The sequence below is a fragment of the Arthrobacter sp. 05T45 genome (assembly GCF_056395875.1).
The window spans coordinates 110,994-124,588 of sequence record NZ_JBFTKI010000007.1; the positions used below are offsets into that span (position 1 = coordinate 110,994).

Sequence of the window (13,595 nt, forward strand, 5' to 3'; positions counted from 1 at the left end):
CGTGGAGGCCCTGCCGGCCCGCGTGCCCGGTGGTGTCAGGCCGAATGCCGGCGCCCGGTCCGTCCGCGGAGGCCGTCGGCGGTGCCGCGGAGCGCCGAGCCGAGCCGGGCGGTGCGGCCGGGCGCCAGCAGGGTCACGATCAGCAGGTGCCGCAGATCGCCCCACATCCCGCCGGCCACCCAGGCGGGATACCGCACCGCGTACCGGCGGCCCGTGACGAGGCGGTTCCTGAAGATGTAGTAGTAGCGCCAGGTCGCGGCGGTGCGCACCTGCAGCGGGCGGCCGCCCGCCGGGACGGGCCGGCCGAACACCTTGGCCTCCACCATCGTTCCCAGGGAGTGGTCGAACTCCGCCGCCGCGAGGACGGTGGGCAGGCCCGCGGCGAGTGCGCGGTAATAGTACTCGGTGTCGACCAGGTCGATGAAGAGCTCTTCCCAGAACCCGCCAAGGGCGTCCAGCGTGCCGGCCGGGATCAGGAGGCCCGACTGGATCGGCTCCCGGCCCAGGGCGACGCCGTTCCGGGTCCCGGCGCGCAGCACCGGGTTTCCGTGGATCCTGGACGGGGAGATGAGACCGGGCTCGAGGCCGGCGGCCCGCGCGTCCGCAGCGGCACGGCGCAGCGCCTGCACATAACCCGCGGGCAGCAGGGAGTCCTGGTCCACGGTCAGGATGAAGTCCGGGTTCCCGTGCCGGCGTGCCGTGCGGATGCCGGCGTTCAAGGCGGCGCCGATGCCGGCGTTCTCCGGGAGGCGCACCACTTCTGCGCCGGCCGCGGCCAACGCGGCGAAGATCGGCTCGAAGCCGGGGCCGCCGCCGTCGTCAACCACCACGACGGCGTCCACCTGCTCCCGCAGCGATTCGACGTTGCCGATCAGCGCCGCCGTGGGCCGGAACGCGGTGACGACGCCGGTGACGCCGGTGGCGCCCGTGGCAGGGACGGGGGACTCGCCGGTCACGTGGGGTTCGCTCACTTTCCGAAGGAATGCCGCAGGAGGATGCCGAGCGTCCCGGAGGCACTTTGCCGGAGCGTGCCGGCGAGGATCAGGAGTGCGTGCGCACGGGACGTGAGCCGCAGCCGGGCCGCGCGGGCCGCCTTGCGCCAGCCCTTCGCCGTGCACAGCGCCGCGGCCAGGTCGAAGAAGTCGCGCTCACCGATGAAGCGGGACCCGTCGACGAGTTTCGCGGACGACGCGCTGTGAGTGTGCCGGCGGTATTCGAAGCAGATATCCGGGACGATCAGCAGCTCGGCCCCGCCAAGCACCATGTCCATGACGAGGGCGAGATCCTGGATGACGGGGAAACCGTCACGGAAATCGTAGTCCCGGATCCGGTCGCGGCGGAAGGCCAGGGAGGGCCAGTAGAGCCAGTCGCCGTGCAGGAGGCTGACCGCCAGCCGCTCGCCGCCCACGAGCCGGGACCCGGTGCCGCGCGGTTTGACCAGCCGCTGCTTGACGATGTCCACCAGGGGAACGGAGGGTTTGCCGTCCTCGTCGATGATCTGGACGCCGGGCTGGATAATCCAGGCGTCGGGGAATTCGGCGTGGGCGCGGAGCACGACGTCCACGAAGTTCGGCAGCAGAAGGTCGTCGCATCCCATGACCACCAGGACGTCCTGGCTGGCCAGCGAGACGCAGGTCCTGAAGTTCTCGGTGATGCCCTCGTTCTTGTCCTTGCGGATATACGTGATCCGGGGATCGTCCGCGGCCTCGACGTAGCGTCTGACGTCGTCGCCCGGGTAAGCGTCGTCAACCACCGTCAGGCGCCAGTCCGGGCTGGTCTGGGCCAGGACGCTGTCGACGGCCAGTTTCATGTAGTTAACGTCGCCCCAGTAGGGGATAAAGATGTCCAGTGCCACCGGGGCCTCCTACTTCGTCGTCGGCGTCGCCGGAGCGTCGCCGTCCCGGGAGGACATGTCCTCGACCATGGTCCGGAGGATGGCCACTTCCTCCGCGAGGGTGCGGGTCTCGTCCTCGACCACGGACAGCTCCCAGGACAAGTGCAGGCAGACACCGAGCAGCAGCAGGATGCTGATGATGAACAGCAGATTGGACGGCAGCTGGACGCCGACGCGTTCGGCCACGATCGTCAGCAGGCTCGGAAACGCGGCCAGAACCAGCGTGCCGATGCCCACGAAGAGCCAGAGTGCTGCGTATTTCTCGCGAAGCTTCTTCCGGCGGAGCATCTCGAAGACGACGCCGACGATCGCCAGGGCAAGGAAAAAGGCGGGCCAGTTGCCCATTAGACGGCTCCTTTGGCGGCCAGTGCGGGGTCGGAAATGGTGGACCGCTTGCGGGTCAGCGCGAACATGAGGGCGAAGACGGACCGGCCGAGGTAGACGGCGGACTTGACGGGGTTGTGACTGGGAGTCCCGCCTTGGCGCGGGCGCATTTCCACCGGGACCTGGGTGACCCGGCAGCCGGAGCGGATCGCCACCACCAGGGAGTCGATGGTGTCACCCAGATACTCCGCAGGGTAGTGGTCCAGGTACTGGTTGATGGCGCGCCCGTTCGCGGCCCGGAAGCCGCTGGTCACGTCCGTGAGCCGGGTCTTGGCCAGTCCTGAGATGACCTTGGCGAGGAGCTGCATGGCCCACTTGCGGGGTCCGCTGACCGAATAGTCGCCGCGGTCGGCAAAGCGGGCACCGATGGAGATGTCCGCGTGCTCCAGGCCTGCCAGGACCTCGTGGATATTGCGGGGATCGTGCTGTCCGTCGGCGTCCACCTGGATCACGCGCTGGTAACCGAGGCGCTGGGCGTACTTGAAACCGGCCCTCATGGCACCGCCGACGCCCAGGTTGAACGGCAGCGTCAGGACGGTGGCGCCAGCGTCTTTCGCGACCGTCGCGGTGGCATCCGCAGAGCCATCATTGACCACCAGGACATCGTAGGGCCGGCCGACGCTGAGCACTTCCCGGACGGTATTCCCCACGGACTCGGCTTCGTTCCACGCCGGCATTATGACCAGCACACGGGTCGAGTCAAGAATTTTCATAGTTCTCCAATATATCAACGGCCCGGAGGCGGCTGACGGAGTGGGCGGCGTCCGGCTCGGGATTCGTGATCACCCGGGGGCATGCGGTGTTGACGGCGGCGACCGGCCGCGGGCATCCGGCGATCACGCTGCTGATCCTACCTTCCGGCCCCGGCCGCGGGCGCCCGCTGGCAGGATCCGGAGGGAAGGGCGCAGCAGGCCCAGGAACAGGACGGCCTCGCTCACTGCCATGCCCAGGGCGATGCCGGGAACGTTGGCCGCCAGCCCGGCCGCCACCATGAGCAGCACGCCGACGACGGCGGAAACCGCGGTCCACATCAGCACCGACTTCTGGCGCTGGGCCGGGATCAGCACATTCCGGATCAGGGGCGTCGATGAGGAGATGAAGAAGAAGGACACCCCGTAGAACAGGCAGGTCAGGGTGTCCGCGCGGACAGCTTCGCCGAACATCACGCCGGAGACCCACGGGCCGAACAGTGTGAGGAAGATCCCGCCCGCGAGCCCCAGGGCCGCGTGGGCAGCCATGGCCGCGAAGTGGCGGCGGCGCGGGTCGGCGGCATCGTGCTCCAGGGTCCAGCCCTGGAACGTGTTGCCGAGCGCCACGATCGTGAAGAGCCCCAGGCGGTAGATGGCGTCCGCCGAGGCGAAACCGGCCGTGGCAGCGGCCGACGGCACCGTCGCGGTGGCGATCGGAACCGGGGACGAGCCGTAGGCGCTTCCCGTGAAGTTGATGCCGGCCGTACCCGCGGTGGGCACGATCTCCCGCACGACGGTCCGCGGGCTCCGGGGCAGCCAGGTCCGGGGTTCGCCGAACCGGCGGTGGAATGCGATCAATGCCACGAGCGTCGTAAAGACCGAGACCAGCCCGTAGGTCCAGACTTGTCCGGTGAGCAGGATGACCGGGGCGCTGATGATGGCCGCGAAGAAGCGGGGGAGGGTGTCGTAGACGGCGAGGATCCGGGGCTGGCCGGTGCCGATGCCGTACCACGCCGGCGAGAAACCGGTCAGCGCCGTGGCCCAGGCCATGGTGATGGCATCGAGGCGGAAACCCTCCCGGGCCACGAGCGCGACGATCACGCTCATGACGGGCAGCACGACGACCGCGAGCAGGATCCGCGAACGGACGCTCCTGGAATAAAGTGCCGCCCGCAGCGGGAAGGCGCCGGCACGGGCAATCTCGACCGGGCCGGAGATGTTCCAGCTCCAGAGAATGATGGTCGACGCAAAGATGCCAATGGCCTGGCCGGAGGTGATGCTGGACCAACCGGCGGCCCCCACGACGCGCGAAACGACCGGGAGGAGCAGGAACGGCAAGACCAGTGCCAGCAGCGGCAACAGGGTGAAGCCTGCAAGCCTGAACAGAACGGGTCTCATGCGGTACGGTCCTCGTGCTGGGGGGCTTGACCTAACGATGATACGCGATTGCCCCGCACCGGCCCCTGGCCCAGGAGTCGCCTAGAGTGGTTCGCATGAACGACGAGAATGGCCCCGGCGTGCCGAAGATCAGGGCTAGCGTGTGCATGGCCACCTACAAGGGTGCGGCCTTTGTCCGGGAGCAGATAGCGTCCATCCTCGCCGAGTTGGGTCCCGACGACGAGCTCGTCGTGGTCGATGATGCGTCCCCCGACGAGACTGCCGCGATCGTGGAGGGGATCGATGATCCGCGGATCCGCCTCGTCCGCTCGCCTGTCAACCGGGGGTACGTGCGCAGCTTCGAGGAAGCGATCCGGCTGAGCCGGGGGGAGTACGTGTTCCTGTCCGACCAGGACGATGTCTGGATTCCGGGCCGGCTGGAGCTGATGCTCGCTGCCTTGTCCGGTTCTATGGTGGTCGCCAGCAATTTCGACATGCTGGGCGGCGGGAGCCGGCCCTGGATTCCGCGGCTGAAGTCCGCGGACTCGCGGCGGCACGTGGCAAACTTGTTCGCCATCCTGATCGGGTACCGGGCGTACTACGGCTGCGGCATGGCCTTCCGCCGGGAGGCTGCCCGCTACTTCACCCCGATTCCCGCTTACGTCCGGGAATCACACGATCTCTGGCTGGCCATCTGCGGCAATGTAGCCGGATCGATAACCCACCTTGACGAGTCGACCATTTACCGCCGGATCCACGAATCGAACCAGACGCCTGCCGGCCTGCGGTCGCTGCCCAAGATCGTCGCGGCCCGCGTGATGCTGGTCCGGCTCATGGTCGAAGCCCTCCGGAGGACCCGCCGGCGGGTCTGAGCCGGCAACGGCCTTTCGGTAAGCTGGCCTCATGCAGAAACTCCTCGTCACCGGCGGCGCCGGCTTCATCGGCTCCAATTTCGTCCACTACGTACTGGAGAACACCGACCACCACGTCACGGTCCTCGACAAGCTCACCTACGCGGGCAATGTGGAGTCGCTGGCGGGCCTGCCTGCAGGCCGGTTCACGCTGGTGCAGGGCGACATCTGCGACGCCGCCGTGGTGGAGCGCCTGGTGGCCGGGTCCGACGTCGTGGTGCACTACGCCGCGGAATCCCATAACGACAACTCGCTGCACGATCCGCGCCCGTTCCTGGACACCAACATCATCGGGACCTACACCCTGATCGAGGCCGCGCGGAAGCACAACAAGCGCTTCCACCACATCTCCACCGACGAGGTCTACGGCGATCTCGAGCTCGATGACCCGGAGCGGTTCACCGAGAGCACGCCCTACAACCCCTCCAGCCCGTATTCCTCCACGAAAGCGGGCTCGGATCTGCTGGTCCGCGCCTGGGTGCGGTCCTTCGGCCTGCAGGCAACCATCAGCAACTGCTCCAACAACTACGGTCCGTACCAGCACGTGGAGAAGTTCATCCCGCGCCAGATCACCAACGTGATCGACGGCATCCGTCCCAAGCTGTACGGCAAGGGCGAGAACGTCCGTGACTGGATCCACGCCAACGACCACTCGTCCGCTGTCCTGGCGATCATCGCCGAGGGCCGGATCGGGGAGACCTACCTGATCGGCGCCGACGGCGAGAAGAACAACAAGGACGTCGTCGAACTGATCCTCAAGCACATGGGCCAGGCGCCGGACGCGTACGAGCACGTGGTGGACCGGCCCGGCCACGACATGCGGTATGCCATCGACTCCTCCAAGCTGCGCGAGGAACTCGGCTGGAAGCCGCAGTTCTCCAACTTCGAGGCCGGCATCGAAGACACCATCGCCTGGTACCGGAACAATGAGGACTGGTGGCGGCCCCAGAAGGCCGCCACGGAAGCGAAGTACAAGGAACAAGGCCAGTAGATTATGTCGATCGAGTTCTCGAAAAAGCTCACAGCGCACGAAACCCCGATCCCCGGCGTCGTCCTCTACGACCTTCCGGTCCACGGTGACAACCGGGGCTGGTTCAAGGAGAACTGGCAGCGGGAAAAGATGGTGGCGCTTGGCCTGCCCGACTTCCGTCCGGTGCAGAACAACATCTCGTTCAACGAATCCGCGGGCACCACCCGCGGCATCCATGCCGAGCCGTGGGACAAGTTCATCTCCGTGGCCACCGGCAGGATTTTCGGCGCCTGGGTGGACCTGCGCGAAGGCCCGACCTTCGGCGCCGTGTTCACCGCCGAGATGGACCCCAGCCAGGCCATCTTCATTCCCCGCGGGGTCGGGAACGCCTTCCAGACGCTGGAGGACAACACCGCCTACACCTACCTCGTCAACGACCACTGGTCCGCCGACGCCCAGGGCCAGTACACGTTCCTGAACCTCGCCGACGAGACCGCGGCCATCAGCTGGCCGGTGCCGCTGGGCCGGGCCGAGCTCTCGGACAAGGACAAGGCGCACCCGCGCCTGGCGGACGTCACGCCGATGCCGCCGAAGAAGGTCCTTGTGGTCGGCGCCAACGGCCAGCTCGGCAAGGCGCTGCGCCGGCAGTACGACGGCGACCCGTCCGTTGAGTTTGCCGGCCGGGACGATTTTGACCTCGGCAGCGAGGACGCCTTCGCCGGACGGAACTGGAAGAACTACTCCACGATCATCAACGCCGCGGCCTACACCGCCGTGGATGCCGCCGAGTCGGCCGAGGGCCGCGCGGCCGCCTGGGCGGTCAACGTCACGGCCGTGGCGCTGCTGGCCCGCACCGCCGTCGAACACGACCTCACCCTGGTGCACGTGTCCTCGGACTATGTCTTCGACGGCACGCGCGCCACGCACGACGAATCGGAGCCGGTGGCGCCGCTGGGCGTCTACGGCCAGACCAAAGCCGCGGGCGACGCCGTCGTCAGTGTGGTGCCCCGGCACTACATTGTGCGCACCAGCTGGGTGATCGGTGAGGGCAACAACTTTGTCCGCACCATGGCCTCGCTGGCCGAGCGCGGCATCGAACCGTCGGTGGTTGATGACCAGATCGGGCGGCTGAGCTTCACCGAAGACATCGCCGCCGGCATCCGGCACCTGCTGGAATCGGGCGCCGAGTACGGTGTCTACAACCTCAGCAACGACGGCGAGCAGCAGTCCTGGGCGGACATCGCCGCGGACGTCTACGAACTCTCCGGCAAGCCGCGGGAGGCCGTGACCGGTGTGAGCACCGAGGAGTATTTCAAGGGCAAGGCCGTTTCGCCGCGGCCGCTGAACAGCGCCCTCAACCTGGACAAGATCAAGGCGACCGGGTTCACCGTTCCTTCCGCGGCGGAGCGGCTGAGCGACTACCTCGGTTCCTGATTCAACGGTCTTCGCCCCGGGCACCTGAACGCAGACCGGCCCCCGCATGTGCGGGGGCCGGTCTCTTTTGCGTGGTGCGGCGTCAGCCACGACCGCTAATAGGTGAGCGTTTGGCACCCCAGCAGGGAGTTGTTCAGGCTCAGCATCGAGACCGCGACGCCGTAGGCGCACACCCGGTACTGGCCGCGCTGGGTGATGGGGACCGATGACGTGAAGCCGTGGTTGCCGACCGTGTCGAGGGACCGGTTGACGTCCGGGCGCTTCTGGTCGGCCATGAAGGCGTACCCCTTCCGGATCCCGTCAGGCGAGGTCACGTAGACGTGGTCCGGGATCGATGAGGCGGGGAAGGACGGATCCAGGGTCCAGCCGGATGCCTTGATGGAGGCTTTGCCGCTGGTGACCTGGATCGAGGCCGCATCCAGGTAACCCATGGTGGCGGGGGTCGGGGCCGCGCTGATGGACTTGCAGGCCAGCAGGGTGTTGCCGGCCGTGACCGGGGCGATGCCGATGGCATAGGCGCACACGGTGTACTTCCCGGCACCAGTCAGCGGGACCGAGACCTGGAAACCGTGGTCACCGACCGTCTGCAGCGCGGCGTTGACGTCCGGACGCGGGCGGTTCGCGGTGAAGGCGTAGCCGGGATTGGTTCCGTTGGGCGACTGGACGTAAACGTGCACGGGCACGCTCTTGCCTGGCTGCACCGGATCCAGTGCCCATCCGCTCACCTGGAAGTTCGCGGCGTTGGGCGCCTGGGTGAGGGACACCGAATCGTAGGAGCCGAAGGGTGCGGGGTTGGCCTCGACGTTTGTGGTCTTGCAGGACAGCAGCACGTTGGCGTTGCGCCCGATCCCGTAGACGCACGCACGGTACGCTCCCGGAACGGTGGCTTTGACCTGGTAGTCGAAGCCATGGGCCAGCCCCAGGCCGGTCGCGTCCGCGACATCCTTCCGGGCGACGTTGGCGCTCATCCGGTACCCGGTGGTTTTCCCGGCCGGGTCGGTGACGTAGGCGTCGGCATAGCTGGAAGCCGAGGGGTTGGCGAGGTCGGCTGCCCAGCCCTTGAGCTGCAGCGTGACCTTGTCGGCCGTGCGGACCTGGCCGAAGCTGTCGAAGGACCCCGTCGGTGCCTCCACCCCGGTGGCCCGGAGCGACTTGCAGTCCAGGAGTGTGTTGCCGAAGGACCCGATGGCGTAGGCACAGACCTTGTATGTGCCCGAAGCCGTGATCCGGACCGTGCCGTCGAAGCCGTGCAACGGACCGTAGCCGAGGGCCTGGTCAACATCGGGCCGGGGCTGGTTGGCCTGCCAGGCGTAGCCCTTGGTGGTCCCGGACGGATCAGTCACGTAAATGTGGGTCTGGATCGAGGACGATGTCCTGGCCAGGTCTGCCGACCAGCCCCGGGCGCGCAGGGAGACCGCGGCGCCGTCGCGGGTTACGGAGAGGTCGTCGAAGGACCCGGTGGGCAGCGGCGTCCCGGCGAAGCGCTGGAGTGAGGCATAGTCGCCATTCCAGATATTGGAGTCACCCACGAACGGCCCGGTGCTGCTGTATTGCCACATGCTGAAAACGCTCCAGCTGGAGGGGACGGGCCCGGCGTTGTCCGTGGCGGAGAGCGGGTAGGACGCGACCCACAGCGGGTAGTCGCCGAAACCCGCCGCGTTGGCCGTGCACTGGTTCCACCACGACGTGTTGGTGTAGATGACGGGAAGGCGGCCCGTGAGGGCCCGCATGGTGTTCCCGAAGTCGCGCACCCATGACGTCAGCTGCGAGGGGGACATGCCGTAGCAGGTGTTGCCGAAGTAGAAGCCGTTGATGGTGCGGCCGGCGTAGGGGTTGAATTCGAAGTCGAGGACCGGGGGCATGGTCCGGCCGTCGGCACTCCAGCCGCCGCCGTTCTGGACGAAGAAGCGTGCCTGGTCGGCTCCCGAGGACCAGTTCGGGATCGCGAAGTGGTAGGCGCCCCGGATCATCCCGACGCTGCGGGCGCCGTCGTACTGGGCGCCGAAGGAATCATTGGTGAAGTAGTTGCCTTCGCTGGCCTTGACGTAGGCGAAGCGGGCCCCCATGTTCCACTGGCTTTGCCAGTTCACGCTGGTCTGGTGGCCGCTGACGTCCAGGCCTTTGACCCCGTACGACGGCGACCACGTGCCCTGCGTGGTAAGCGATTCAATGGCGGCGGACTCGGTGGTCGCCTTCAGAAGTGGCGACGGAGCGCTGACCCGGGCGGAGCGCTGGCCCATCTCGGCGCCACCGGGGCCGACCGCCGCGGCCATGGCCGCCCGGTCCTTGACGCCGCCCGGCGCCGCCGCGGACTGTGCCGCTGCCTGCGTTGGGGTCGGTGCCGGTGACGGTGCCGCTGCCTGTGTTGGGGTCGGTGCCGGGGCGGCCGTGGCGGCCGGGCGGGCCGTTGCGGATGGCGCCGGCACGGTGCTCGTGACCGTCGGCGACGGACTGGCAGGCGGCGTGGCAGACGCCGGGGGCGTGGCCGGCTGCTCGACGGCGGTTGCCGGCGACGGAACGCCGGTGATGGCCAGCAGGGTGGCGGCGAGGAGAATGGCCCCTGCCCGGCGGCATCGGTGGCTGGTGGGGGGATATAGGGTGCGCTTCATGTTCCGCTCCGGGGCAATGGCACGCTGTGGGAGCCGCGCCACACGGTCTCGCGCCCGAGGGGCTACGAAGAGAGCTGGCCGGGCTGAGAGAATGTCTGACTTAACGCGCTCACCCTAACATCGGCCGACATCTGAGACCAGTGATTCAAGTGTTACTAAAGTGAAAGTTGTCATGTTGAAACCAGGCGGTTATCCACATGCACCCACGGCACCCCTTGCCGGGCCGGTTGCCCGCCCTTAGTTTTAACCCCATCGCGCCGGCACAGGGGCGGCAGTCATATGGGGGTCCAGGTGGAGGCTGTACGCATCGTTGAGGATGAGGTCCGTGAGCTGATCCGCCGGCGGGGCCTTGACCCCCTGCGGGAGTCCGGCGAAGTCCGGCGCCTGGTCGAGGCGGCTGTCAGCGACTACGACGAACGGGCCCTCCTGGCGCCGCTGCCCCCGCTGGGCCCGTTGGAGTCAGCCCGGAGATTCGTCTTCGACGCTGTGGCGGGCTTTGGTGCGCTCCAGCCGCTCCTGGACGATCCGGGCATCGAGGAAATCTGGCTCAACGCGCCGAATGAAATCTACGTGGCGCGCAACGGCGAATCGGAACTGACCTCCGTTTCGCTGACGGACCAGCAGGTCCGGGACCTTGTGGAACGGATGCTGAAGAGCTCAGGCCGGCGCCTGGACATGTCCTCGCCGTTCGTGGATGCGGCGCTCCCGGACGGCTCCAGGCTGCACGTCGTGATCCCGGACGTCACCCGGCGTCACTGGGCCATCAACATCCGCAAGTTCGTCGTCAAAGCCAGCCGGCTCGAGCACCTGGTGGAGTTAGGAACGCTCACCCCGCAGGCGGCCAGGTTCCTCGGCGCGGCCGTCGCCAGCGGCCTCAACATCCTGGTCTCGGGCGCCACGCAGGCGGGCAAAACCACTATGCTCAACTGCCTCGCCGCCAGCATCGGCACCCGCGAACGGGTCATCACGGTGGAGGAAATCTTTGAACTGCAGCTGCCGCTCCGCGACGTCGTCGGTCTTCAGTGCCGTCAGCCGAACCTGGAGGGGCAGGGGGAGATTCCGCTGCGCCGCCTGGTCAAGGAGGCCCTGCGCATGCGGCCGGACCGGCTGGTGGTCGGGGAAGTCCGGGAGGCCGAGAGCCTGGACATGCTCATCGCTTTGAATTCCGGACTTCCCGGGATGTGCACCGTGCATGCGAACTCCGCCCATGATGCCGTGACAAAAATCTGCACGCTGCCGCTGCTCGCCGGCGACAACATCTCCAGCGCGTTCGTAGTGCCCACCGTCGCGTCCTGCATCGATCTGGTGGTCCATTGCAGCAGGCACGCCAGCGGGCGCCGACAGGTCACCGAGATCCTGTCCCTGGGCCGCCGGGTGGAAAACGGGATCATCGAGTCATCCATGGTGTTCACGATGTCGGACGGGCAGCTTCTGCCCAAGGCCAACTCCATGCCCGCCGCGGAAAAGTTTGCCCGCTCCGGGTACGACGTCGCGGCGCTGCTGGAGCAGCGGTGATGGCGCCGCTGGTCGGGATGGTGGGCGGCGCCGGCCTCCTGCTGATCTGGTGGTCCGCATGGGAGACGCCTGAGAGCGTGCGGCGCAGGCCCCGGACCAGCCGGCTTGAGGACCTCCTGCGGTCGGCGGGCATCGAAAAGGTCAGCGCGGCAGGGCTGCTCGCCTCGTGCCTTGGACTCGGGGCCTTCACAACGCTCGCGTTCTTCGCAGTTACCGGGTCTTGGCCGATCTCGGCATGTTTTGGCCTGTTCGGCGGCTGGCTGCCGATGGCGATGGTCCGGTGGCGTGCCAGAAAGCGCACGGCTGTCCTCCGCCAGCTCTGGCCCGACGTCGTTGACCATTTGCGCTCAGCCATCAGGGCCGGCCTGTCGCTGCCGGAGGCCCTTATCCAGCTGGGCGACAAGGGCCCCGTGGAGCTTCGCCACGTGTTTGTGGACTTTGGCTCCGACTACCGGTCGGGAGGCCAATTCGATCCCTCACTCACCCGGCTCAAGGACCGTCTGGCCGATCCCGTGGCGGACCGGATCGTCGAGGCCCTCCGGCTCACCCGGGAGGTGGGCGGTTCGGACCTCGGGAGGCTGCTGGGAACCCTCGCGGAGTTCCTGCGGGAAAGTGCCAGGACCCGGAGTGAGCTGGAGGCAAGGCAATCCTGGACCGTCAACGCCGCACGCCTGGCCGTCGCTGCGCCCTGGATTGTCCTGGTGTTGCTGGCCAGCCGTCCTGAGGCTGTGATGGCGTACAACACCCCGCTCGGCGCTGCCGTCCTTTTGGGCGGCCTTGCCGTCTCCCTGCTGTCCTACGCCATCATGCTGCGTATCGGGGCGCTGCCGGAAGAACAGCGGGTCCTCCGGTGACCGGCCTGATGGCCGGCGCCACGGTGTGCGGGGCCATGCTCGGGGCGGGCCTGTGGCTGTTCCTCGTCCGGCTCCCCTTCATGCGCCCAACGACGTTCGTCGAACGTATCGAACCGCAGCTGAGAACCCACAGCCTCGAATCCCGGCTTTTGCGCACCGCCCCGCGGAACGTCACACCGTTTGGGCCGCTCGAACGGATCCTCCGCCCGGCGTTCCGGGACGGTGCCAGGTCCCTGGGCCGGATCAACCTTGGCGCGACGGCGTTAAACCGCAGGCTCGCCCGCGCCGGCAGCGCCAAAACAGCCGTGGACTTCCGGGCTGAGCAACTCCTCTGGGCGGCCGGCGGATTCGTCCTCGCCGTCGGCGTCGTGGCGCTCGCCGGTTCGATCGGCCGCTTCAGCCCGTTCGTCGCCGTCGTGGCCGTCGTGGGCAGCGCCGTCGGCGGGTTCCTGCTCCGGGACTACCTGTTGGGCGCGCACATCAAGAAACGGGAGACGCGGATGATGGCGGAGTTTCCGAGCATCGCCGAACTCATGGCCCTGGCCGTCAGCGCCGGCGAAAGTGCCACCGGTGCCCTGGACAGGGTCTGCCGCAGCGCGCGGGGTGAGCTCTCGCAGGAATTCGGCCGTGTCCTCGCCGAGACCCGGTCCGGCAAGCCCCTCGTGGAAGCCCTCCACGAGTTCTCGTCCAGGACGGATCAAGGGCCGCTGCTCCGTTTCGTGGACGGGATGATCGTGGCCGTCGAACGTGGAACACCCCTCGCCGACGTCCTCCGGGCGCAGGCACAGGATGTCCGGGACACAGCCAAGAGGGAGCTCATGGAGTCCGCCGGCAAGAAGGAAATCGGCATGATGGTGCCGCTTGTCTTTGGCGTCCTGCCGCTCACGGTCTTCTTCGCCGTCTTCCCCGGTCTGGCCGCCATCAGTCTCGGACTCTAGGAACCTGGCGAACGACGACG

At 67.7% G+C, this 13,595-nt stretch carries 12 protein-coding genes; 6 read left to right on the forward strand and 6 right to left on the reverse strand.

Translation table 11 applies throughout. From position 1 onward, the window contains the following. Positions 1–35: 35 nt before the first annotated feature. The 5 genes from AC1DGD_RS09965 to AC1DGD_RS09985 form a co-directional block, all read right to left on the reverse strand. Positions 36–971: a glycosyltransferase gene (locus AC1DGD_RS09965; protein WP_476856696.1), complete on the reverse strand. Its 936-nt coding sequence runs from the start codon at positions 969–971 to the stop codon at positions 36–38. Further along, on the reverse strand, positions 968–1,855 hold the full coding sequence (locus AC1DGD_RS09970) for a glycosyltransferase (protein WP_476856697.1): 888 nt from the start codon (positions 1,853–1,855) through the stop codon (positions 968–970). The genes AC1DGD_RS09965 and AC1DGD_RS09970 overlap by 4 nt, the downstream gene beginning before the upstream one ends. 9 nt (positions 1,856–1,864) lie before the next feature. Next, the gene (locus AC1DGD_RS09975) at positions 1,865–2,239 is read right to left on the reverse strand and encodes a DUF2304 domain-containing protein (RefSeq protein WP_043435190.1); all 375 of its coding nucleotides are present in this window, start codon (positions 2,237–2,239) and stop codon (positions 1,865–1,867) included. Then, the gene (locus AC1DGD_RS09980; RefSeq protein ID WP_476848800.1) at positions 2,239–2,991 is read right to left on the reverse strand and encodes a glycosyltransferase family 2 protein; all 753 of its coding nucleotides are present in this window, start codon (positions 2,989–2,991) and stop codon (positions 2,239–2,241) included. The genes AC1DGD_RS09975 and AC1DGD_RS09980 overlap by 1 nt, the downstream gene beginning before the upstream one ends. 123 nt (positions 2,992–3,114) lie before the next feature. Further along, on the reverse strand, positions 3,115–4,365 hold the full coding sequence (locus AC1DGD_RS09985; RefSeq protein WP_476856698.1) for a polysaccharide biosynthesis protein: 1,251 nt from the start codon (positions 4,363–4,365) through the stop codon (positions 3,115–3,117). A 95-nt stretch (positions 4,366–4,460) separates the two neighbouring features. Between AC1DGD_RS09985 and AC1DGD_RS09990 the strand changes: the two genes are divergently transcribed. From AC1DGD_RS09990 to AC1DGD_RS10000, 3 genes are read left to right on the forward strand one after another with little or no spacing between them, the layout of a single operon-like run. Beyond that, entirely contained in the window at positions 4,461–5,216 is a 756-nt protein-coding gene (locus AC1DGD_RS09990; protein WP_476856699.1) for a glycosyltransferase family 2 protein, read from the forward strand. A gap of 31 nt (positions 5,217–5,247) precedes the next feature. Next, complete coding sequence (rfbB, locus tag AC1DGD_RS09995; RefSeq protein ID WP_476856700.1) at positions 5,248–6,246, forward strand: dTDP-glucose 4,6-dehydratase; 999 nt, start codon at positions 5,248–5,250, stop codon at positions 6,244–6,246. Between the two features lie 3 nt (positions 6,247–6,249). Then, positions 6,250–7,659: a sugar nucleotide-binding protein gene (locus AC1DGD_RS10000; RefSeq protein WP_476856701.1), complete on the forward strand. Its 1,410-nt coding sequence runs from the start codon at positions 6,250–6,252 to the stop codon at positions 7,657–7,659. 95 nt (positions 7,660–7,754) lie between these two features. Here AC1DGD_RS10000 and AC1DGD_RS10005 read toward each other — a convergent pair whose 3' ends face one another. Then, positions 7,755–10,268, reverse strand: a complete 2,514-nt coding sequence (locus AC1DGD_RS10005; RefSeq protein WP_476856702.1) for a lysozyme — start codon at positions 10,266–10,268, stop codon at positions 7,755–7,757. 291 nt (positions 10,269–10,559) lie between these two features. Here AC1DGD_RS10005 and AC1DGD_RS10010 point away from each other — a divergent pair, with 291 nt between their 5' ends. Genes AC1DGD_RS10010 through AC1DGD_RS10020 form a run of 3 tightly spaced genes read left to right on the forward strand, consistent with a single transcriptional unit; the run spans position 10,560 to position 13,575 of the window. Continuing rightward, positions 10,560–11,783, forward strand: coding sequence for a TadA family conjugal transfer-associated ATPase (locus AC1DGD_RS10010; RefSeq protein ID WP_026266742.1), 1,224 nt, complete (start codon positions 10,560–10,562; stop codon positions 11,781–11,783). Beyond that, the gene (locus AC1DGD_RS10015; protein WP_476856703.1) at positions 11,783–12,637 is read left to right on the forward strand and encodes a type II secretion system F family protein; all 855 of its coding nucleotides are present in this window, start codon (positions 11,783–11,785) and stop codon (positions 12,635–12,637) included. Before AC1DGD_RS10010 ends, AC1DGD_RS10015 begins: the two co-directional genes overlap by 1 nt. After that, positions 12,634–13,575 (forward strand): type II secretion system F family protein, encoded by a 942-nt coding sequence (locus AC1DGD_RS10020; RefSeq protein WP_476856704.1) that lies wholly within the window; start codon positions 12,634–12,636, stop codon positions 13,573–13,575. Before AC1DGD_RS10015 ends, AC1DGD_RS10020 begins: the two co-directional genes overlap by 4 nt. Positions 13,576–13,595: the final 20 nt, after the last annotated feature.

Bases quoted from the DNA above. Each gene is read 5' to 3' on its own strand.
- AC1DGD_RS10005 (WP_476856702.1), bottom strand. From the start codon at position 10,268: ATGAAGCGCACCCTATATCCCCCCACCAGCCACCGATGCCGCCGGGCA.
- AC1DGD_RS10015 (WP_476856703.1), top strand. From the start codon at position 11,783: ATGGCGCCGCTGGTCGGGATGGTGGGCGGCGCCGGCCTCCTGCTGATC.
- AC1DGD_RS09975 (WP_043435190.1), bottom strand. From the start codon at position 2,239: ATGGGCAACTGGCCCGCCTTTTTCCTTGCCCTGGCGATCGTCGGCGTC.
- AC1DGD_RS09985 (WP_476856698.1), bottom strand. From the start codon at position 4,365: ATGAGACCCGTTCTGTTCAGGCTTGCAGGCTTCACCCTGTTGCCGCTG.
- AC1DGD_RS10000 (WP_476856701.1), top strand. From the start codon at position 6,250: ATGTCGATCGAGTTCTCGAAAAAGCTCACAGCGCACGAAACCCCGATC.
- AC1DGD_RS09990 (WP_476856699.1), top strand. From the start codon at position 4,461: ATGAACGACGAGAATGGCCCCGGCGTGCCGAAGATCAGGGCTAGCGTG.
- rfbB (WP_476856700.1), top strand. From the start codon at position 5,248: ATGCAGAAACTCCTCGTCACCGGCGGCGCCGGCTTCATCGGCTCCAAT.
- AC1DGD_RS09980 (WP_476848800.1), bottom strand. From the start codon at position 2,991: ATGAAAATTCTTGACTCGACCCGTGTGCTGGTCATAATGCCGGCGTGG.